The organism is uncultured Nostoc sp., from assembly GCF_964247315.1.
Classification (GTDB): domain Bacteria; phylum Cyanobacteriota; class Cyanobacteriia; order Cyanobacteriales; family Nostocaceae; genus Nostoc.
Genome location: NZ_CAXTTT010000101.1, coordinates 1 through 19276, shown reverse-complemented (window position 1 = coordinate 19276; position 19276 = coordinate 1). Strand labels below are relative to the sequence as shown.

20 protein-coding genes and 1 pseudogene are annotated in these 19276 nt (G+C 40.7%); 15 read left to right on the top strand and 6 right to left on the bottom strand.

Features of this window, described 5'->3' with window-relative positions:
• Nucleotides 1-58: 58 nt before the first annotated feature.
• From mutT to nblB, 3 genes and pseudogenes are all read left to right on the top strand, one after another.
• A pseudogene (mutT, locus tag ACFE93_RS25575) lies at nucleotides 59-469 on the top strand (8-oxo-dGTP diphosphatase MutT); the annotation flags it as partial.
• A 194-nt stretch (nucleotides 470-663) separates the two neighbouring features.
• Nucleotides 664-1128, top strand: coding sequence for a CBS domain-containing protein (locus ACFE93_RS25570; RefSeq protein ID WP_375477431.1), 465 nt, complete (start codon nucleotides 664-666; stop codon nucleotides 1126-1128).
• 105 nt (nucleotides 1129-1233) lie between these two features.
• The gene (nblB, locus tag ACFE93_RS25565) at nucleotides 1234-1899 is read left to right on the top strand and encodes a phycobilisome degradation protein NblB (RefSeq protein ID WP_375477429.1); all 666 of its coding nucleotides are present in this window, start codon (nucleotides 1234-1236) and stop codon (nucleotides 1897-1899) included.
• Between the two features lie 163 nt (nucleotides 1900-2062).
• On the opposite strand, the gene ACFE93_RS25560 is transcribed toward nblB, so the two are convergent.
• The gene (locus ACFE93_RS25560; protein ID WP_375477427.1) at nucleotides 2063-2734 is read right to left on the bottom strand and encodes a PEP-CTERM sorting domain-containing protein; all 672 of its coding nucleotides are present in this window, start codon (nucleotides 2732-2734) and stop codon (nucleotides 2063-2065) included.
• Between the two features lie 555 nt (nucleotides 2735-3289).
• Nucleotides 3290-3808: a DUF456 domain-containing protein gene (locus ACFE93_RS25555; protein WP_375477425.1), complete on the bottom strand. Its 519-nt coding sequence runs from the start codon at nucleotides 3806-3808 to the stop codon at nucleotides 3290-3292.
• 225 nt (nucleotides 3809-4033) lie between these two features.
• Here ACFE93_RS25555 and ACFE93_RS25550 point away from each other — a divergent pair, with 225 nt between their 5' ends.
• The 3 genes from ACFE93_RS25550 to ACFE93_RS25540 all read left to right on the top strand — a co-directional run bounded on the left by ACFE93_RS25550 (nucleotide 4034) and on the right by ACFE93_RS25540 (nucleotide 5593).
• Nucleotides 4034-4948 carry a M48 family metallopeptidase gene (locus tag ACFE93_RS25550; protein ID WP_375477423.1) on the top strand — a complete coding sequence of 305 codons (915 nt, stop codon included), beginning with the start codon at nucleotides 4034-4036 and terminating at the stop codon, nucleotides 4946-4948.
• 42 nt (nucleotides 4949-4990) lie between these two features.
• Nucleotides 4991-5374 carry a hypothetical protein gene (locus ACFE93_RS25545; protein WP_375477421.1) on the top strand — a complete coding sequence of 128 codons (384 nt, stop codon included), beginning with the start codon at nucleotides 4991-4993 and terminating at the stop codon, nucleotides 5372-5374.
• 87 nt (nucleotides 5375-5461) lie between these two features.
• Nucleotides 5462-5593, top strand: a complete 132-nt coding sequence (locus tag ACFE93_RS25540) for a hypothetical protein (protein WP_375477419.1) — start codon at nucleotides 5462-5464, stop codon at nucleotides 5591-5593.
• Between the two features lie 149 nt (nucleotides 5594-5742).
• Here ACFE93_RS25540 and ACFE93_RS25535 read toward each other — a convergent pair whose 3' ends face one another.
• On the bottom strand, nucleotides 5743-6402 hold the full coding sequence (locus ACFE93_RS25535) for a cofactor assembly of complex C subunit B (protein ID WP_375477417.1): 660 nt from the start codon (nucleotides 6400-6402) through the stop codon (nucleotides 5743-5745).
• An 85-nt stretch (nucleotides 6403-6487) separates the two neighbouring features.
• Nucleotides 6488-7216 (bottom strand): response regulator transcription factor RpaB, encoded by a 729-nt coding sequence (rpaB, locus tag ACFE93_RS25530; RefSeq protein WP_012412029.1) that lies wholly within the window; start codon nucleotides 7214-7216, stop codon nucleotides 6488-6490.
• A 170-nt stretch (nucleotides 7217-7386) separates the two neighbouring features.
• Between rpaB and radA the strand changes: the two genes are divergently transcribed.
• The 6 genes from radA (at nucleotide 7387) to ACFE93_RS25500 (ending at nucleotide 12952) form a co-directional block, all read left to right on the top strand.
• Nucleotides 7387-8913: a DNA repair protein RadA gene (gene radA, locus ACFE93_RS25525; protein WP_375477415.1), complete on the top strand. Its 1527-nt coding sequence runs from the start codon at nucleotides 7387-7389 to the stop codon at nucleotides 8911-8913.
• Nucleotides 8914-9029: 116 nt separating this feature from the next.
• Nucleotides 9030-9758 (top strand): Uma2 family endonuclease, encoded by a 729-nt coding sequence (locus ACFE93_RS25520; protein ID WP_375477443.1) that lies wholly within the window; start codon nucleotides 9030-9032, stop codon nucleotides 9756-9758.
• Between the two features lie 320 nt (nucleotides 9759-10078).
• Complete coding sequence (locus ACFE93_RS25515; protein ID WP_375477413.1) at nucleotides 10079-11371, top strand: protein kinase; 1293 nt, start codon at nucleotides 10079-10081, stop codon at nucleotides 11369-11371.
• A gap of 234 nt (nucleotides 11372-11605) precedes the next feature.
• Nucleotides 11606-11857 carry a hypothetical protein gene (locus ACFE93_RS25510; RefSeq protein ID WP_375477411.1) on the top strand — a complete coding sequence of 84 codons (252 nt, stop codon included), beginning with the start codon at nucleotides 11606-11608 and terminating at the stop codon, nucleotides 11855-11857.
• Nucleotides 11858-11870: 13 nt separating this feature from the next.
• A complete protein-coding gene (locus ACFE93_RS25505; RefSeq protein ID WP_375477409.1) occupies nucleotides 11871-12110 on the top strand; it encodes a DUF2283 domain-containing protein in 240 nt (79 codons plus the stop codon).
• 29 nt (nucleotides 12111-12139) lie between these two features.
• The gene (locus tag ACFE93_RS25500) at nucleotides 12140-12952 is read left to right on the top strand and encodes a Uma2 family endonuclease (protein WP_375477407.1); all 813 of its coding nucleotides are present in this window, start codon (nucleotides 12140-12142) and stop codon (nucleotides 12950-12952) included.
• Here ACFE93_RS25500 and ACFE93_RS25495 read toward each other — a convergent pair.
• Nucleotides 12944-13147 (bottom strand): hypothetical protein, encoded by a 204-nt coding sequence (locus tag ACFE93_RS25495; protein WP_375477405.1) that lies wholly within the window; start codon nucleotides 13145-13147, stop codon nucleotides 12944-12946. The genes ACFE93_RS25500 and ACFE93_RS25495 overlap by 9 nt on opposite strands.
• Nucleotides 13148-13534: 387 nt before the next feature.
• On the opposite strand from ACFE93_RS25495, the gene ACFE93_RS25490 reads away from it, so the two are divergent.
• Nucleotides 13535-14779 carry a protein kinase gene (locus tag ACFE93_RS25490; RefSeq protein ID WP_375477441.1) on the top strand — a complete coding sequence of 415 codons (1245 nt, stop codon included), beginning with the start codon at nucleotides 13535-13537 and terminating at the stop codon, nucleotides 14777-14779.
• 287 nt (nucleotides 14780-15066) lie between these two features.
• On the opposite strand, the gene ACFE93_RS25485 is transcribed toward ACFE93_RS25490, so the two are convergent.
• Nucleotides 15067-15987 (bottom strand): DUF3365 domain-containing protein, encoded by a 921-nt coding sequence (locus ACFE93_RS25485; protein WP_375477403.1) that lies wholly within the window; start codon nucleotides 15985-15987, stop codon nucleotides 15067-15069.
• A gap of 294 nt (nucleotides 15988-16281) precedes the next feature.
• Here ACFE93_RS25485 and ACFE93_RS25480 point away from each other — a divergent pair, with 294 nt between their 5' ends.
• Together ACFE93_RS25480 and ACFE93_RS25475 are read left to right on the top strand one after the other, a co-directional pair.
• Entirely contained in the window at nucleotides 16282-18171 is a 1890-nt protein-coding gene (locus tag ACFE93_RS25480) for a protein kinase (RefSeq protein WP_375477401.1), read from the top strand.
• A gap of 112 nt (nucleotides 18172-18283) precedes the next feature.
• Nucleotides 18284-19177: a hypothetical protein gene (locus tag ACFE93_RS25475; RefSeq protein ID WP_375477399.1), complete on the top strand. Its 894-nt coding sequence runs from the start codon at nucleotides 18284-18286 to the stop codon at nucleotides 19175-19177.
• Nucleotides 19178-19276: the final 99 nt, after the last annotated feature.

Here is a 19276-nt window from a genome sequence, read left to right as displayed (position 1 = left end):
TTTTGTTATTAGTCAAGAGTCAAAATTCAGGAATTCTTTCCCTACTCCCCATTCAATTATGAGTGAAACCAGTTCTTTCCCACCCCATAAAATCATTGGTGTTGCAGTAATTTGGAATGACCAAAAGCAAATTTTAATTGACCGCCGTCGTCCAGAAGGAGCGATGGGTGGTTTATGGGAATTTCCTGGTGGTAAAATAGAGCCTGGTGAAACTATCCAAGAATGTATTCAACGGGAAATTTCTGAAGAACTGGGAATAGTAATTGAAGTGGGAGAGCATCTGATTACTATTGACCACAGCTATACAAACTTGCGCGTTACTCTCACAGTACATCACTGCCGACACGTTATAGGTATTCCCCAACCTTTAGAATCCGATGAAATTCGCTGGGTAACTTTGGAAGAACTGGAGCAGTTTGCTTTTCCGAAAGCAAATATTCAAATTATTGCTGCATTAAAAAGGGAGTGGGAAGTAAGGGAGCAGGGGAGCAGAAGAGCAGAGGAGCAGAGGGAAGTTACTGCAAGTCTTTCCCCTTTGCACCCAATGCCCAATGCCCAATGACTAATGACCAATCCCGTAACAATCTATTAATTGCATCAGGTTGAGTCCCGCAATTTTCTACAATAGGCGCAGGGACTTTGATTTAAGGTGTCAGCAAATAAATGCCTAAAACCGTTGCCGATGTAATGAGCCGCGATCCTATTGTTGTCCGGGAGGAAACTCCACTCAAGGAAGCTATCCAAATTCTCGCAGAACGCCATATCAGCGGACTACCTGTTGTGGATGATCTTGGTAAATTGGTGGGCATTATCTCGGAAACCGATTTGATGTGGCAAGAAACTGGTGTTACTCCACCTGCGTACATTATGTTTCTTGATAGTGTTATCTATTTAAAAAATCCTGCTACGTATGACCGTGATTTGCACAAGGCTTTAGGGCAAACCGTCGGGGAGGTGATGAGTAAAAACCCGATCGCTATTTCCCCTGATAAAACTTTAAAAGAAGCAGCTACAATCATGCACGATCGCAGCGTTCACCGCTTACCAGTACTTGACAGCACAGGTCTAGTAATTGGTATTCTCACTCGTGGTGATATTATTCGTGCAATGGCTGCTAGTCAAGATTAGTCAAAAATAGAGACGCGATTAATTGCGTCTGTACATAATCCAAAAATAGAGACGCGATTAATCGCGTCTGTCTTTTTTATACATTTGAAAATCAAGGATAACTAAATGAGTATTACTCCGGAGTCTGTTAAGCAATTGCTCAGTTCTGAGGATTTAGGCGATCGCTTACGTGCAGTAAATCAAATCCGCCAATTGGAACCAGCCGTTGGTTTTGAATTAATTCAAAGTGCGATTGGCGATCGCAATTCCCGTGTCCGTTACACAGCAGTGAGTCAAATGGATACACTCGGAACCCAAGATTTACAGCTATCCTTGGATATTTTGCGCGATCGCTTACTTAATGACTCCGAAGTAGATGTACAAGCAGCAGCAGCAGACTGTTTGGGTGCTCTAAAGTTAAGCGAAGCTTTTGAAGATTTACAGCAGCTTTATCATACAACCGATGAATGGCTAATACAATTCAGTATTATTGCTACATTAGGAGAGTTGGGCGATCCGCGAGCCTTTGAATTACTCAAAGAGGCACTTTCATCAGAAAACGAATTAGTCCAAACTGCTGCTATTAGTTCTTTGGGTGACTTGGGAGATGTACAAGCAGTTCCTCTGTTGGCTCCCTATGCTAGCAATCCAGATTGGCAAATTCGTTACAGACTTGTACAAGCCTTAGCTCGTTTGGATAATCCAGAAGCCAAATCTATTTTAGAAACTCTGGCTAATGATGAAGTAGATGCGATCGCAAGCGAAGCGAAACAATCTTTGCAGTCAGTTTAAGTCTATTTAAGGTTAAGAAAATTCACCTTTAATCATAAATTTGTCTGACAGTATAAAAAAATTCGACCTAGTTGGTACAATGTTGTATTCCAGCCAGATCGAATAGATAAATTAGAGTTACTTTTAGCAACTAAAAGTAACTTTTTTATATTTGAAGATAGGTCTATTGAATGACACTTTTGCGACGGCGAGACATAGCCATTACTGCACCTACTGCACCCAAGCCTAGTATTGTGGTTGGCTCAGGAACTGCTTCAGCGACGAGAGTTAACTGGTAAGTGCTTGAAGCCCCAGAAAGAGAAGCGTTCAGAGTGCCTGTTGCAATAGTTTGTCCATTGAAATAAAATTTCCCCATAAGATCAAGTAGTGAGTCACTAATGCCAGTAGCCGATTTCCGAGTTCTGGTAACTACAGAATCATCTAGATTAAAGGTAAGATGCGCAAAAGTACTACCCAAGGTTCGCCATCCGAAATCAATGAATGGAGTGTAAACGCCTGTAGAGTATGTAGCGCTTGTGGTTGTTCCCACTGCTGGTAGATTAGCTAGCTTGGTTAAATTTAGAGTGTTAATGCTAATACCTGAGTTTAAGCTTGGTAAGAAGGCTGCAAAATCATCGTAAGTATCATCAACATGAACAGTGTTAAATTTAATACTAGTATTTTTTGGATTGATTCCATCAGAAGGAATGACAGATTTACCACTAAGACCAATACTCCCGTTCAGGGTTACAGCTTGAGCCGAACCAGCAGATGTAAAAATCCCAGCAGTAGCTAAGGGGATTACAAAAGTAGCAGCCAGAGTCGCGTTTACTAATTTAGATTTTAAACTAATCATGAGCGTTTGAGAGTCCTAATAATAATATGGAACAGAGAAATTGATTACTTAACTTTTACTATCAGTAATCTATTTAAAATACTGTCAGTGAAAGCGAAACTTGCGTGATGTATTTCTTATCTCCATAAAATCACATAGACTTAGAACCTGCAATATTTACTGAGTGGTCTTCATCACATCTTAAACTAATAAATCGTCTTCATAAAGTTTTAATTTCTTACATATCTGCGCTTCGTATATCTCTTACTTTCTAGGGTTGAAATTATTGGCAATAGCTCTAACTTTAAGAAAACCTATTTACGTAACTATATACATAAAAGTCTAATTTTATACTAGCTTGCTAAACTATATTTTAGATAAATGGAGTATGAAGTGTATCTATAATCTTTCTAGTTACTAAATATTTAGTGAAACAGTTCCTCTCATAGAATAAATGGGAGGAACCGCTGTATTTGTTTACTATGGATAGTCTTGGTTATCAAATTGAATGTTTGTAACAAACAGCTAATTGCTAGCTATTATCGCTGTTCTCAAACCTGTCAGATTTTTCAAATGCTAAGAGCCAAATACCTGTGGCCAGGTTGTCACAACAAAAACTACAACTGCGGCGATCGCTAACAACCCTTGAATCAAATTTCCAACTAAAGACCCGACTACAATTCCTATACCTGCTTTAACCGCCAATCCTAATTCACGCCGGTAAAGGTACTCACCAATAATTGCTCCCAAAAGCGGGCCTAGTAAAATTCCTAACAGGGGCCCCCCAAAAGGTAACGTTGGCAATAATCCTAAAAATCCTACCACCAAACCAACAATTGCGCCAATTTGCCCCCACTTGCTAGCTCCTGCTTGTTTTGCTCCTAGATAGCTAGCTAAAAAATCCACTCCAACACTGATTAGTAAAACTATAATTGTCACAATTAGTGGAATCTTGATAGCTGCAAAAGAACTACTAACGATTCCCCAGATAATAATTGCAATTAAAATTAAGCTGCTACCAGGAATGGCTGGAACTACAGCACCAATAATACCCACAACCATTAGAGCAACTAATAGCCAATAAATAATTTGCATAGATTCAGTTGTAAATTTCTAATTTTTTCGTAGGTACACACAGCTACGCAACCCTACTGTATATTCTATCTGGGCAAGATAGTGACAAAATCCCTAGTAGACTGTGGTAGAAGTTTGCTTACCTTTAACCAGATCAGAGTAACTTGTCTGGTGAATTGAGATGATAGCTAGATTTTCGCCATGTTGCTTAATGCTTCTAAACTCCTATTTTAAAGCTCAAAACCAATGACAAGAAAAATATTAACTGGACTAAGTTCTGAAGCCTACGAGCACCCTTTTGATCGCAAAGCCTTGGCTTCTTTGCAAAATATGCCCGGTATCTCCCTACTACTCAAAAAAATTAACGAATATGGTATTGATCGCCTACTTAGACTGCAAAGCCTTGGTAGTGAAATCAGAATTTCGTCGCGTAATTTTCCCGAATTACATCAAACATTTGTAGAAACCTGCCAAATTCTTGATGTTGCTCCACTTCCTGAATTGTATCTATTTCGAGGCACAGGTCACATTCAAACCTACATTGTTGGCGTAGAAAAACCCCTTGTCGGTATCAATTTAGATGCAATGGAGTGGCTTGGCGTAGATGAGTTGCTTTACGTTTTCGGACACGAAATCGCTCGCATCAAGAGTAAGCACATGATTTATCACCAAATGGCAATTGTTATGCCAACGTTGAAAAATTTGTTGAGCAGTACCACATTGGGAGTCGGTGGCTTAGTAGCTGGTGGAATGGAACTAGGTTTGTATAATTGGCGGATGATGGCTAGGTTTACTGCCGATCGGGCTGCAATGCTTGCTTGTCAGGATATTGACGTAGCAACTAGTACATTGATGAAACTCGCGGGTTTACCAGATGAGTACTTGACTACCGCTGTAATTGAAGATTTCCTCATCCAAGCCCGTGAGTTTGCATCCAATAACTTTGATAGCGTGGATAAAGTCACTAAAATCTTAAGCTATACAGAGCCTGGGCTTTCTTGGATAGTTATGCGAGCTGGCGAATTATTAAAATGGGTTGATTCAGGAGCTTATGATAATTTAATTCAACAGACAAATTTAAAGACAGCGGAAGAACTAGAAGAAAAAGAAGGAAAGACACTAGAAGAAAAGGAAGGTTGGAATTTTTTGACTTCTTGGTGAGTTAATAATTCGTAATTCGTAATTAGCTATCTAAAAGAGAATATGATAATTGGTAAAAAGCTGCTTTACGTACTAATTTTTTGTGGGATGGGGGTTAACGGTTTTTTGTATCTGAGTTGGTTTTTATCACCTCCTAACCCTGATAGAGTAGGCTACTGGTTTTGGATATATTTATTTGTATTTCCTTATCTTGGCTTTTTGGGAATAGCTACTTTAGTGCTAATAAATTTACTTAATATTCCTTCGAGTATTGGCATTACCTTGTTGCTATATGTTGGAATTCTAGCGATTCTCGCAAACTCATTCCAGTTAGGCTTAGGCTCGATGCTAGGTTGGTTACCTTATTTAGGCTATGAGTTTATTCATTTGATTTTATTTGCCTTAACGTTGTTGTGCCTGATTGTGTTTGTGCAACGGCGATATTAGCTTTAAGCATCTTTGGAGCATAACAATATCTGATAGGAACAATCGCACTCTTACACTCCCTGCTCCAAGGCACTTCCAGAAAATAAAATGCCCAGCCGTATCAATAATATTTTTGGCACAACCGAGATATCTAGGCGCTTTCGCCTTGAGGGCGAAAGCGACGGCTGGGCATTTTATTTGTTGGATCTCCCCAAAACAACTCACGCCCCCACTGCTTAAAACTGCCCTGGTTCTGCAAGATGGGCAGTTTTTTCTTGCACTAGTCTTGTATATTTTTACAAAATTGGGATGCTCCCTATAAATACGAGCAAGTTAATTTGAGGTAGTAATTACAAGTTATTCTTACAGATGACAAACCTAAATTTAGGTTAAGTTGCTTGGTTGGATAAATTCGAGCGAAGAGTAACGGCTAATTTATCAGCAATTCCTGCAATCCAGTTTTCATCTTGTTTGGTGTAACTTCGAGGAGCATTTGCTCCCAAAATTAATGCACCTTGGTTGCCAATAGGTTGACAAATTACACCTTGAGTATTTTCTGGTAAATAATCAAATTCAAACTTACCTGGATATATTTTTAGAGCAACTAGATAAATCGGTTTTTGTTTTTCGAGTACCTGTTTTAAGATTACTCCTGGCACAACTTCAGATTTAGTACCTAGAATCCCGCGACGCAACAAAACTTTACCTTGATAAAAAACCACAAGCGATCGCGTTACTGTATTGGTCAACAATAAATGAGATGCCCAGGCTAGCTCTGTTTTCACGGCTTCGGGTAAATCTGCTGCGAGTACAAAACCTTCTTCTCCAATTAGTTCTACAGTATCAGGCGATCGCGGCTGAACTTGCTGCCAAATTAAACCCGTCAAAATTAACACTGCACTCAAAATCACCCCCACTACATCACCACGCGATTGAGACTGGGTTAATTCTGGTGTTAATAAACGGTTAATCAGTAAAAGCACAGCGCCTAGCCCACCCACGACAATGGGTAGACGCCGCAAAACTCGATTAGGATCAGGTTTAGTCATTAGAAATTGGGAATTGGGAATTAGGAATTGGGCATTGGTTATTAATTATTCTCCTCTTCTCCTCTGCTCCCCTGCTCCCTCATCCTCACTCCTCCCCTGGTTCAATAATCCGCTGGAAAAGATAACCAGTACCCCGCGCGGTGAGAATCAATTCTGGGTTGCTAGGATCATCTTCTAATTTTGCCCGCAAACGTGATATATGCACATCTACTACGCGGGTATCTACATGACGTTCTGGTGTATAACCCCATACTTCCTGCAAAATTTCCGAACGAGAAAAAGCTTCTCCAGAGCGACTGACTAACAACTCTAACAAGCTGAACTCCATACCCGTCAATCGAATCCGCTCATCACCTTTGTAAACTTGTCGCTTATTCGTATCGATTTTAATATTAGCGACATGGATTACCCCAGAACTGGGAATGCCAGAAGCACCGTTTTTATCTACCCGTCGCAGTACCGAGCGAATCCGGGCTTCTAGCTCCTTAGGAGAAAATGGTTTAACTACATAGTCATCAGCACCCAATTCTAACCCGGTGATGCGATCGGCAACATCACCCAAGGCTGTTAGCATAATAATGGGGACATCTGATTCTTTTCGTAATTCTTGACATACACCATAGCCGTCTAGCTTTGGCATCATTACATCTAAAACTACCAGGTCAGGCTCAGTTTTGCGAAAAGTTTCCAAAGCTTCTTCCCCGTCGCCAGCTGTCACTACATCGTAGCCAATCATGGAAAGGCGTGTTTCCAAAATCCGGCGAATGCTGGCTTCGTCGTCTACCACCAAGATTTTTTCTTTATGGCTTTCCAAGTTTCTCTAGGCTCCTTAACTAAAAATTTACATGATTAATTTTTAATACCATAATATTAAGATATCATTCCATGAATTGATTTGGAAAAAGCTCTAAATACTACTATTATTAGTTTTTAGTTTTTTTCAAGAATTAAGTAAATATTAAGATTATTTAATAAGATTTAAGAATGCCAAAGCCAAAAACCTTTTTCACTTGTAACGAATGTGGAGCAGAATCGCCCCAATGGTTTGGTAAGTGTCCAGCTTGCGGTACTTACAACTCTCTAGAAGAACAAATTTCTATTCAATCCTCAGTAGATGTACCCAGTCGGGGAGGAGTGAGTAGTTGGCAATCAGCTCAAGGCAATGGCAAATCTCACGGTAAACCAGCTAAAGCGCGAGCCTCTTTAACATTTGATCAAATTACTGATCGCCAAATTGCCCGTTGGGAGTCTGGTTATGAAGAATTAGATCGGGTGCTTGGAGGTGGGGTTGTCCCTGGTTCTATGGTGCTGATTGGTGGCGATCCGGGGATTGGTAAATCGACTTTATTGTTGCAAGTATCTAATCAATTAGCACAGAAATATCGCATCCTTTACGTAACTGGTGAAGAATCAGGGCAGCAGGTAAAATTACGAGCTTCTCGTTTGGGAGTATCAAAAAGCCTAAGTGTGGTGAACGAGGAGAAGGTAACAGTAGTAGTAGATACTACACTTCCTATAGACCCTGATAGTATAGGTGCAGATTTATATGTACTGCCAGAAACAGATTTAGAAGAAATTTTACGCGAAATAGACTCTCTTAAACCAAATGTGGCGGTGATTGATAGTATCCAAACGGTGTTTTTTCCGGCGCTGACTTCTGCACCAGGTTCAGTAGCTCAGGTACGGGAATGTACCGCAGCACTGATGAAAGTGGCGAAGCATGAAGATGTCACTATGCTGATTGTGGGACACGTCACCAAAGAAGGAGCGATCGCTGGGCCAAAAGTTTTAGAACATTTAGTCGATACAGTGTTGTATTTTGAAGGCGATCGCTTTGCCTCACATCGGTTATTACGGACAGTCAAAAACCGCTTCGGTGCAACTCACGAAATCGGCATCTTTGAAATGGTGACAGATGGATTGCGAGAAGTCTCCAATCCCTCAGAGCTATTTTTAGGCAACCGTGACGATCCAGCACCAGGTACTGCCATTGTCGTGGCTTGCGAAGGCACTCGCCCAATCGTTGTGGAGTTACAAGCTTTAGTGAGTCCTACCAGCTACCCTTCCCCTCGGCGGGCTGGAACTGGCGTAGACTACAACCGCCTAGTGCAAATTCTTGCCGTCTTAGAAAAACGAGTGGGAATTCCTATGTCAAAGTTAGATTCTTATGTTGCTTCTGCGGGTGGTTTGAATGTGGAAGAACCAGCGGTAGATTTGGGAATTGCGATCGCAATTGTAGCTAGTTTCCGCGATCGCATCGTCGATCCCGGCACAGTATTAATCGGTGAAGTTGGGTTAGGTGGACAAGTGCGATCGGTTTCCCAAATGGAACTAAGGTTGAAAGAAGCAGCTAAATTGGGATTTAAACGAGCGATCGTGCCCAAAGGGACAAAATTTCCTGACCTGAATATTGAAATATTACCAGTATCTAAGGTGATAGATGCAATTATCGCCGCCATCCCTCATCAAGAATTGACAGCAGACGATTTAGAACCCGACGAAGATGAGTAACTATTGGGTACTAGGAAATTGTTCCCAAATTTGGCAGGGTTCAAAGCAAATTTCATAATTTTTACAAGTAAAAACCCAGTCTCCAGTCACTTTTACACACCAAAGGAAAACCCATGATGACAACCCTCACCCAAGACTACCAAATCACTTGGGAAAAACTACCCGATGATTACAAACTGCCAGATGATCCAGTGGATAACATCAACCAACCAGCCTTAGCTGCGGCACTCACAGAAAGCCTACAATTAGCAGGAAAAATTTCAGCTAACGCCCTAACAACAACTAATTACGGCATTTGTGCCACTCTAAACAACAAAATGGTCATTAAAGCTCCTGATTGGGCTTTCATTGCCAAAATTAATGTTAGTAGAGAAGAAGTAATACGCAGTTACACACCTCAATTACAGGGTGACATTCCCGTAATTGTGATGGAATTTGTTTCCGATACACAGGAGACAGAATATTCTATCAAAGCGACATATCCCCAAGGAAAATGGTTTTTCTACGAGCGCATCTTAAAAGTACCAAACTACATTATTTTTGAGCCAGACAGCGGCAGTTTTGAGATGTATCGCTTACAGAACACAGAACAGTATATTTTGCAAGAGCCTGATGAAAATCAACGCTACTGGATAGCAGAAATGAATCTTTTCCTTGGGGTGTGGCAAGGTACTCGTGAAAATCGCCCAGGAAAGTGGTTACGGTGGTGGGATGAACAAGGAAACCTTTTGCCTTGGGGTTTTGAGTTAGCCGAACAGGAAGGCCAACGCGCTGAACAAGAACGACAACGCGCTGAACGACTAGCAGCACAATTGCGAGCGGCAGGAATTGAGCCAGAAGTGTGATGAAATTTTTTAGGAAAAATTGAAAGCCATTGCTCTGCGTTTTATTTGACCAGCCGAGGATCTTACTCACAAATGATTAAGTAGGGCTAAATACCAGTTGTTAGGCAAGACGAGAGTTTAACAACTGCAATCGCTATAAATTTATTACGATTGAATACACTGCTTATTTTAGGCTGCATCAGCAGCGCCTTAAATCTTTCTCGACACAAGACGGAGTTTTGCGTGTGCCAAAATAAATACCAATAAAACTACGGTTTTTATCTATGGTGTGAAATCTAGGGCAGCAGTTATTTGGCGATCGCTACATAATCGAGAGAAAATTGGGTGAAGGTGGAATTGGCATCACCTATCTGGCAAATAATCGACGCGGTGAATTGCGAGTCATCAAAACCCTCAGAGAACAAATCCTGAATCATCCTGCCTGGATAAGCAAACAAGATAAATTACGTCAAGACTTTCGAGATGAAGCTTTACGACTAGCTTTGTGTCGCCATCCTCATATTGTGCAGGTAGAAAACGTCTTTGATGAGGTTAACTTGCCATGTATGGCAATGGAGTATATCGAAGGGGAAGATTTAGGTAAGCAGATAACCGAAAAAGGAACATTGCCAGAAGCAGAAGCACTGCTATATATCAGGCAAATTAGCGAAGCTTTAATTTTGGTTCATAAAAAAGGATTAGTACATCGGGATTTAAAACCAAGTAACATCATGATGCGTGCAGGTAAATCAGAAGCTGTACTTATTGACTTTGGTATTGCTAGACAGTTTATTCCTGGTGTAGTCCAACAACATACACAGGCCCTTACACCTGGTTATGCGCCACCAGAACAGTATGTACCTGTGGAAGAACGAGGAGAATATATTGATGTTTACGCCTTAGCTGCCACGTTGTATGCTGTGCTGACTGGAGAATTACCTATGCCAGCACCAGCTAGACTGCTAAATTTTCCTTTACAACCACCTAAACATTTTAATTCAAGGATCAACAATAGAGTAAATGAGGCAATTATCAAGGGAATGGAGCGAAATTACAAGTCTCGTCCCCAGTCGGTGCAGGAGTGGTTAGATTTGTTGGATATAGAGACAATAACACCAACACAACCAGTAATATCTCTTCCCAATACACCTTCATCTTGGCAATGCGTGCATATCATCCCAGGTATTTCTGGAAAAATAGCTCTTAGCCCCAAGGGAGATATGCTCGCAAGTGTAGCAGGTTGTGTTATTCACTTATTGTCAGCAGCTACAGGTCAACTTATCCACACTCTTATTGGTCATTCCTACTCGGTTAATTCCGTAGCCTTCAATAGTGATGGGCAAATGCTGGCTAGTGGTAGTAGTGACAACACAATCAAACTGTGGGAGGTGGCAACAGGCTCAGAAATTCGTACTTTCTCTGGTCATTCCAGCAGCGTTCATTCTGTCGAATTCAGTCGTGATGGGCAAATCCTGACTAGTGGTAGTAGTGACGAGACTATCAAATTATGGTCATTGGAAACAGATAAGGAACTACGCACTTTCACTCATTCAGGTTGCGTTTATTCTGTAGCTTTCAGTAGTGATGGACAAATGCTGGCTAGTGGTAGTAATTTGCACTCTCAGTCATTTTAATTCAGTTGAGTCTGTCGCCTTTATTTTTAATGGAGGTTTGCTTGCTGCTGCCGACGATAGCGGGAATATCAAAATTTGGCGACGCAGCTAGTCTGGCAATAACAGCGTCAAAATAGTATTAATACTTGACAAGGTATTTCGCTATTAGCATAAACTGCCTAGAAATTTATTTCCGCTTTAATAACGCAAATCCATTAAAATCTAGGATTTGTGGGAGTCAAAATTAAAGCATATATGAATGTCAGGTTGCATCCCCATGCACAAGCGCGATTAAATGAACGTGAGGCAACAGAAGCAGAAGTTATTGCCACAGTCGAACGTGGTGTTACTTTTCCCGCTCAATCTAGTAGAACTGGATTTAGATGTAACTTTCCCTTCAATGCTGAATGGAATGGAAAGTTTTATACTACTAAAAAAGTTGAGGCAATAGCTGTTCAAGAGGAAGAATACTGGTTAGTTATTACAGTCATCGTTAAATATTTTTAAAGGGGAAATTTCAATGAAACTTACTTACGATCCAAGATACAACATAGCTTATATCTATCTCCAAGAAAAAACTGCACAAGTAGAAACAGTTCATGTCAGTGAAGAAATGAATGTAGATATTGCTCCTGATGGCACAATTTATGGGATTGAATTGCTCAATGCTAACCAGCAATTAGGCGCTGATGAACAGGGTAAATTAATCGTAGTCAATGAAGCATTAGGAGAATCTGCGGAAATTAAGTTGTTACTGTAATCTGAACAATCTCAAATTATACTTTTACTATGACTTCTTCTCCCCACTATATTCCTCAATCTGATCCCCCACTTCCTCCTTGGGAAACTCTACCAACGATGTATGATTTACCAAGTGACAACCCAAAGGAACCAGGCTTGCCAGACGATTTTCATTTTTTACAACCCTTACTTTTATACTTAACTTTTCAGCCCATTAACTGGAAACCCGAACTAGTTTACAGTGCGGCTGACCTTAATCTCTACTATGATTTACAGCATCCTTTGTGGTATAAGCGCCCAGATTGGTTTAGTGTAGTAGGTGTAGGAAAATTATATAAAGGGCAAGACTTACGGTTAAGTTATGTAACATGGCAAGAACCAGCAAATCCCTTCGTGGTTGTTGAGTTATTATCTCCAGGTACGGAAGAGGAAGATTTAGGTAGAAGAAGAGAAAATGCAGCAGATAAACCTCCTAGCAAATGGGAAGTTTATGAGCGAATTTTGCGGATTCCTTACTATGTTGTATTTAGTCGCTATACTAATGAACTTCGGGCTTTTCAGTTAGTCGGTGGTCACTATGAACCAATGAACTTGACTAATGGATACCTACTAATGCCAGAGATAGATTTAAGTTTAGGCTTATGGCAAGGTTCATTTCGAGATATTGAAAGGTTGTGGTTAAGGTGGTTCACTTTGACGGGAGAATTAATTCCCGCACCCACAGAGGAAGCAGCTGCTGCAACTGAACGAGCTATAATTGCAGAACAAGAAGCTACAGAAGCTAAACGAAAAGTAGAACAATTAGCAAAACATTTGCGTCAGTTAGGCGTGAATCCTGATGAACTAGATGAATTATTGTAGCTTCAGGAGTTTTGTCTGATACGCAGCATAATTTTCTGCTTTTGAGAAATCATCTGTACTGAAAACTTTGATAGCCGATGCCGAAGCAGCTATCTCATAATGATATAGGTTCTCAGAAAGATTAATTTTTGAGAGCGATCGCATATTTAGCACTTGAAATACATATAATATTCCTTTCAGGAAGTCTATAGCCACCTCGGTTTTTATGAAAAACCATGATATCATGCTATATCCTTACTGTTCCTCAATCCAGTTTCAATTGGGTTGCTAAGGCTAAGATCAGGTTCAGCAGCAAATCTAAAAGGCGATGCCCTGAACATTTGCAGATATTACCGCAGACACTGATTATGTTGCGGCGGCTAAAATACTTAAGTATTAGTAGTACGATCAAATTACTCAGGTTAAAATTGTCTATTTGGTAGACAAGACCATCAGAAAATTGTAGAAAAGTGTATTTCCTTGGCTCGATAGTGGTGCTAACCTCAATTTAAAGGATGTTATCAGCCTTTATCTGCTAGAGTTTCTGACTTTCAGCAAATTAGATAATTTATTAATAACAAAATCGCTAGGAGTGCGATGATGATGTCACAGTCCCCTATGACAAGGCCAGAAATAGCTGCTGGAACTCTAATCGATAACCGCTATATTATCCAAAAACTTCTAGGACAGGGAGGATTGGGAAGAACTTACTTAGCATTTGACACTCGTCGGTTTAATGAAGCCTGTGTTCTCAAAGAATTTGCACCCATTGGCACAGGCGAAAGTGGACTGGAACAATATCGTAACTTATTTAAAAGAGAGGCAAAAATTCTTCATCAATTGCAACATCCTCAAATTCCCAAGTTTTTGGCTTGCTTTGAAGGAGATGGTCGGCTATTCCTAGTACAAGAGTATGTTGACGGTAAAACATATTCAAGACTGCTAGGAGAACTTCAAGGTCAAGGAAGAAATTTTTCTGAAGATGAAGTTATACAGTGGCTAAAGAATCTGCTGCCTGTTTTAGAATATGTCCATCAGCACAATATCATCCATCGAGATATTTCTCCTGACAACATCATGTTACCCGATGGCAAGGATCTGCCAGTGCTGATTGATTTCGGGGTAGGTAAGCAAATTGCTGATATTAACGAGGGGAGAAATTCCAACCACGAGGTAACGTTTGTTGGTAAAATGTCCCTTGTCGGCAAAGTGGGGTATGCTCCCCGCGAACAGATTAGTTTGGGTTTATGTTCACCCTCTAGTGACCTTTATGCTTTAGGTGTAACTGCTATTGTATTACTCACAGCTAGAGATCCATCTTTACTAATGGATCAGTACTCACTTGAATGGAACTGGCGTGATTATACCTATGTTACTGATGGGTTTGCTCAAGTACTTGATTGCATGTTGGAAGATAGGCCTAACAAGCGATACCAAACAGCCAGCGAAGTTCTTCGAGATTTAGAGCGTATTGGAGAACCAGAAGTGGCTATGTCTTCTGCAATCATGGTTGATGATTTGCCAGCCACAGTATTTAACCCGGAATTTCAGGCAATGTCGGCCATTTCACAGTCATATAACCAACCTGAAGAAACAATTTTTAATTCACCTACTAGTCCACAAACTGGGCAAAGAATCGAACAACAACAATCTTCACTCCAACCAGCATTTATCAAACATTGTCAGCAAGAATTAGCCTACCACATCGGTCCAATGGCAAATCTGATTATAGAAGAAATACTAGCTCACAATCCTTATATTTCAGCCGATCAATTTATTGAACTTATAACTAAGGAAATTCCTAACTTTCAAGCAGCTTTTGAATTCAAAAAAAGTTTATTTTCATAGAGATTTAGACATTATGAATTGAGGAATAATTTTTCATCTCTTAACTAATTTTGTGGGTTTCAGTCAAAAGAGATAATATAAAGTAACAAGGTTTTTTTGCAGGATTTAAATACATCTTACAAAGATTAATAACGTTAGTATTGCCCAAAGCGAGTCTGTATACTTCTATGGATAAGTAAGCTACACGCAAAGTCTTGTACAGAGGGTTATTACGTTAGCATAGCGGTAGCGAGTCTGCGTATCCCTGCGGGGAAGCAAGCTACGCGCAGCGTCCTGAGAGAGTTTCATTATGAATTATTATAATCGCCTGAACCTCCTTGAGTACGTTTGATTCTTTTCATCGCCATTTCTAAACTTAACTGCATCCGTTTAAAGGCTCTAGCTAAATTACCGATTTCATCATTAGACATCTGCTCAAATTCAACTTCCATGTGTCCTGTACTAACTTCTTCGGCTATGCGAGTCATGCGTTTGAGAGGCCTTACAACTTGTCGATTCAAGAACAAGTTAACTAATAGGATAGTCGCTATAAATATAGCTGATACAATCAAGATAATTAGTAAGGAAGACTGATTTGCTTTGCTGATGACATTCTTGGCAGGTACTGATATAATCTGAGCGCCAACAATTTCATTAAGCTTCCATCCAAATCCATTAGCAGCACCATAAAGACTAATCATACTTTGAGGTGCAGCTTCAGGTACACTATGACAGACCAGACAACTTTGTTCAGAAATTGCTAAGGGACGAGCAATATAAAAGATATCCCCACCAGGAATTGAGCGAAATCCACTAACTTCTTTAAGGTCTGATTTATTTCTGAACTGTTCTACAATTTCCGTCTCAAAACCGTCAGCCTTATCCCGAAGATTTGTGGGATTGAGAGTTGCTTCTTTATAAAAGAAATCACGGTAGTCTGTTGTTTTGCGTAAAATTTCAAATACCTCTCGTGCTGAGTATCCAGGCACAGTTTGCGGCAAAAACTCAGTAGCCAATTTATCAACTAGCTCTGGATTCACTTGATCGCTGGTATATTTACGAACAGAACTCATTGTTTGGATGAGCATGAGACCAGTTGAGCTAATATCTTGTTTAGCATTCTCTCTCAGTAGAGAAGAAAGAGTAAATCCACTCAGGGTCAGACCAAATGTCAAAATTACCAGTAGCAGAATTGTAAATTTTTGTTTCAAATTGAGATTCTTTAGCATAATTTTAGATTTCCTACAAGTCAAATTATTATGAACAAATATATCTAAAGTTACTGTTTACTCTAACATGAGCAATCAACTTTCACTTTTTTGTATAAAGGCATAGTTTAAGCAAAACTATGAAGCTATATTCAACTTTATACTATTAGTAATTATTGAGGTTAATGAAAATGTTATCTAAGTAAGTAAGTTCTTAAAAGCTACAACAGCAATTAAAATGGAATTCCCAAAAATTCGTGTTGGCTGTTCTGATACCGTGCCAAAATAAATACCAGCAATTGTCAAATATTACTAATGGTGTGGAATGCAGGAAAGTCTTTATTCGGGGGACGCTACATTATTGAAAACCAACTAGGTGAAGGCGGAATTGGCATTACTTATCTTGCCAGAAATCAACGAAATCAACAGCGAGTAATTAAAACCCTCAAAGAAGAAATCCTGAATCACCCCGCCTGGATACTCCACCGAAACAAGTTACGGCAAGACTTCCGTGATGAAGCAGTTCGGCTGGCTGTGTGCCACCATCCTCATATAGTACAGATAGAAACCATCTTCGATGAGGGGAATTTGCCCTGCATGGTGATGGATTACATTGAAGGGGAAGATTTGGCACAGCGCTTGAGGCGAATAGGAGTGCTATCAGAGGCAGAAGCGCTACTTTACATCCGGCAAATTGGTAATGCTTTGACCTTAATCCATTCTAAAGGACTGTTGCATCGGGATCTCAAACCACGCAACATCATGATCCGCATTGATAAATTAGAAGCAGTACTAATAGACTTTGGTATTGCTAGAGAGTTTGTTCCTAATACGATCCAAAGGCATACAGTGTATCGTACTCCTGGTTTTGCCCCACCTGAACAGTATGAATCAGAGGCGCCGCGAGGAGAATACATTGATATTTACGCCCTAGCCGCTACTTTGTATAATTTGCTTACCGCAGTTGTACCAACTAGTGCAGATGATAGACGTCACAATATTAATTTAGAACCACCACAATATTTTAATCCCAACATCAGCAACAGGGTAAATCAAGCTATTATGTGCGGCATGGATCTGGAGTCAACGTATCGTCCCCAGTCTGTGCAGGAGTGGTTGGATTTATTGGGCCCTAATACAGGGGAAGATGTAACCAAAATATCATCTACTTTAGTGATAACCCCTAAACTGCAACTACCTGTACCTATTGTATTAGATCGGCAGAACTGGCAATGTGTACAGACCCTCAAAGGTCATTCTAGTATGGTTCATGCGATCGCCATTAGCCCAGACGGGCAGTTTATTGCTAGTGGCAGTAATGACAAGACCATCAAACTTTGGCAAGTGGGCACTGGCAAGTTAGTGCGTCAACTGGGTCGTTGGTCTTCTAGTCATTCTAATATGGTTCATTCCGTCGCCTTTAGCCCAATCTCTTCAAACCTTTCTTATCAAGGCGAGTCCGGCAAATCTGCGGGAGTTGCAGACCTGAACCGGGGAATCTTAGCTAGTGGGAGTTGGGATAATACAATCAAATTGTGGGATGTCAACACAGGTAAAGAAATTCGTACTCTCACTGGTCATGCTAATTGGGTAAATTCTGTTGCTTTTAGTCCAGATGGCAAGTTTCTGGCTAGTGGCAGTGCTGACTGCACAATTAAACTGTGGCAGGTACACACAGGCATAGAAATCCAAACTTTCACAGGTCATTCTGACCCAGTTTCGTCAGTCGCTTATTCTCCGAGAACGTCTGCAACTAATAGCCAGGAGAGACAGCTAGTGGCTAGTGGCAGCAATGATTACACGATTAAACTCTGGCAAATATATACAGGCAGAAATATTTACACACTCACAGGCCATTCCTTCTTTGTCAACTGTATCGCCTTCAGCAAAAATGGCGAAATTCTCGCCAGTGGTAGTGGTGACAACACAATTAAACTGTGGCATATAAATACAGGCAAAGAAATTCGTACTCTCATTGGTCATTCTGATTCAGTTTGGTCAGTCGCCTTTAGCCAGGATGGACAATTTCTCGCTAGTGGCAGTTGGGACAACACTATCAAGCTGTGGCACATACACAGTGGTAGAGAAATCAGCACACTTACAGGGCATTCCAACTATGTTAGATGTGTTGCCTTCAGTCTCGATGGCCAAACCCTAGTTAGCGGTAGTGATGACGACACTATTAAAATTTGGCGAAGGGGGTAGTAAATAATTTGTAATTCGTAATTTTTCTATAAATCTACAGATAGAACTGCGATCGCCCCAAATTTGTGACAATAATGACGGCAACCGTTATTTTTGAACAATAAAAAATTATATGGGCTTTGGTATTGGTGATTTATTTTGGATTTTCCTCCTTCTGACTTCTTTGCAACCCCTTTGGCAAAAACGTCAAATAGAATATCGGCGCTTGCGTGCTTTACAAGAATTCCAGCAGGAACGCAAAAGTCGGGTAATTTTACTGATTCACCGCCAAGAGTCCATTAGCTTTTTGGGAATTCCCATATCTCGCTATATTACTATCGAAGACTCAGAACAAATATTGCGGGCAATTCGCCTCACACCCCCAGATGTGCCAATTGACTTAATTTTGCACACTCCTGGCGGTTTAGTTTTGGCTACTGAACAAATCGCCAGAGCGTTAATTCGCCACCAAGCAAAAGTCACAGTCTTTGTACCTCACTATGCTATGAGTGGCGGTACAATGCTTGCCCTCGCCTCTGATGAAATTATTATGGATGCTAACGCTGTCTTAGGGCCAGTTGATCCACAACTAGGCAATTACCCCGCAGCCAGTATCCTGAAAGTAGTTGAAGATAAACCCATCAGTGAGATTGATGACCAAACCCTAATTATGGCCGATCTCTCACGCAAAGCAATACAGCAGGTACAGCGGTTTGTACGAACTTTGCTAAAAGACAGTATACCCAAACAAAAAGTTCTGCCAGAAAATATCGAACCGATTATCGAAGCCTTGACAACTGGGCGCGTCACCCACGACTATCCCATCACTATTGAAGAAGCAACAGAAATGGGGCTGCCCGTAACTGTCGGACTGCCCCATTCTATTTACGATCTTATGGATCTGTTCCCACAGCCACAAGGAGGACGACCCAGCGTACAGTACATTCCTATGCCTTACAATGACCGCCGTCCAATTCTACCTACACCCAAGGGCAGACCCTTAGAAGAACCAAATCAGATGACTTGAGGGGCTTTGGGGTAGGAGTTTTTTGTGGCGACTAGGGTGTAGCTGTTGGTGTAGCTGTTGGTGTAGCTGTTGGTGTAGCTGTTGGTGTAGCTGTTGGTG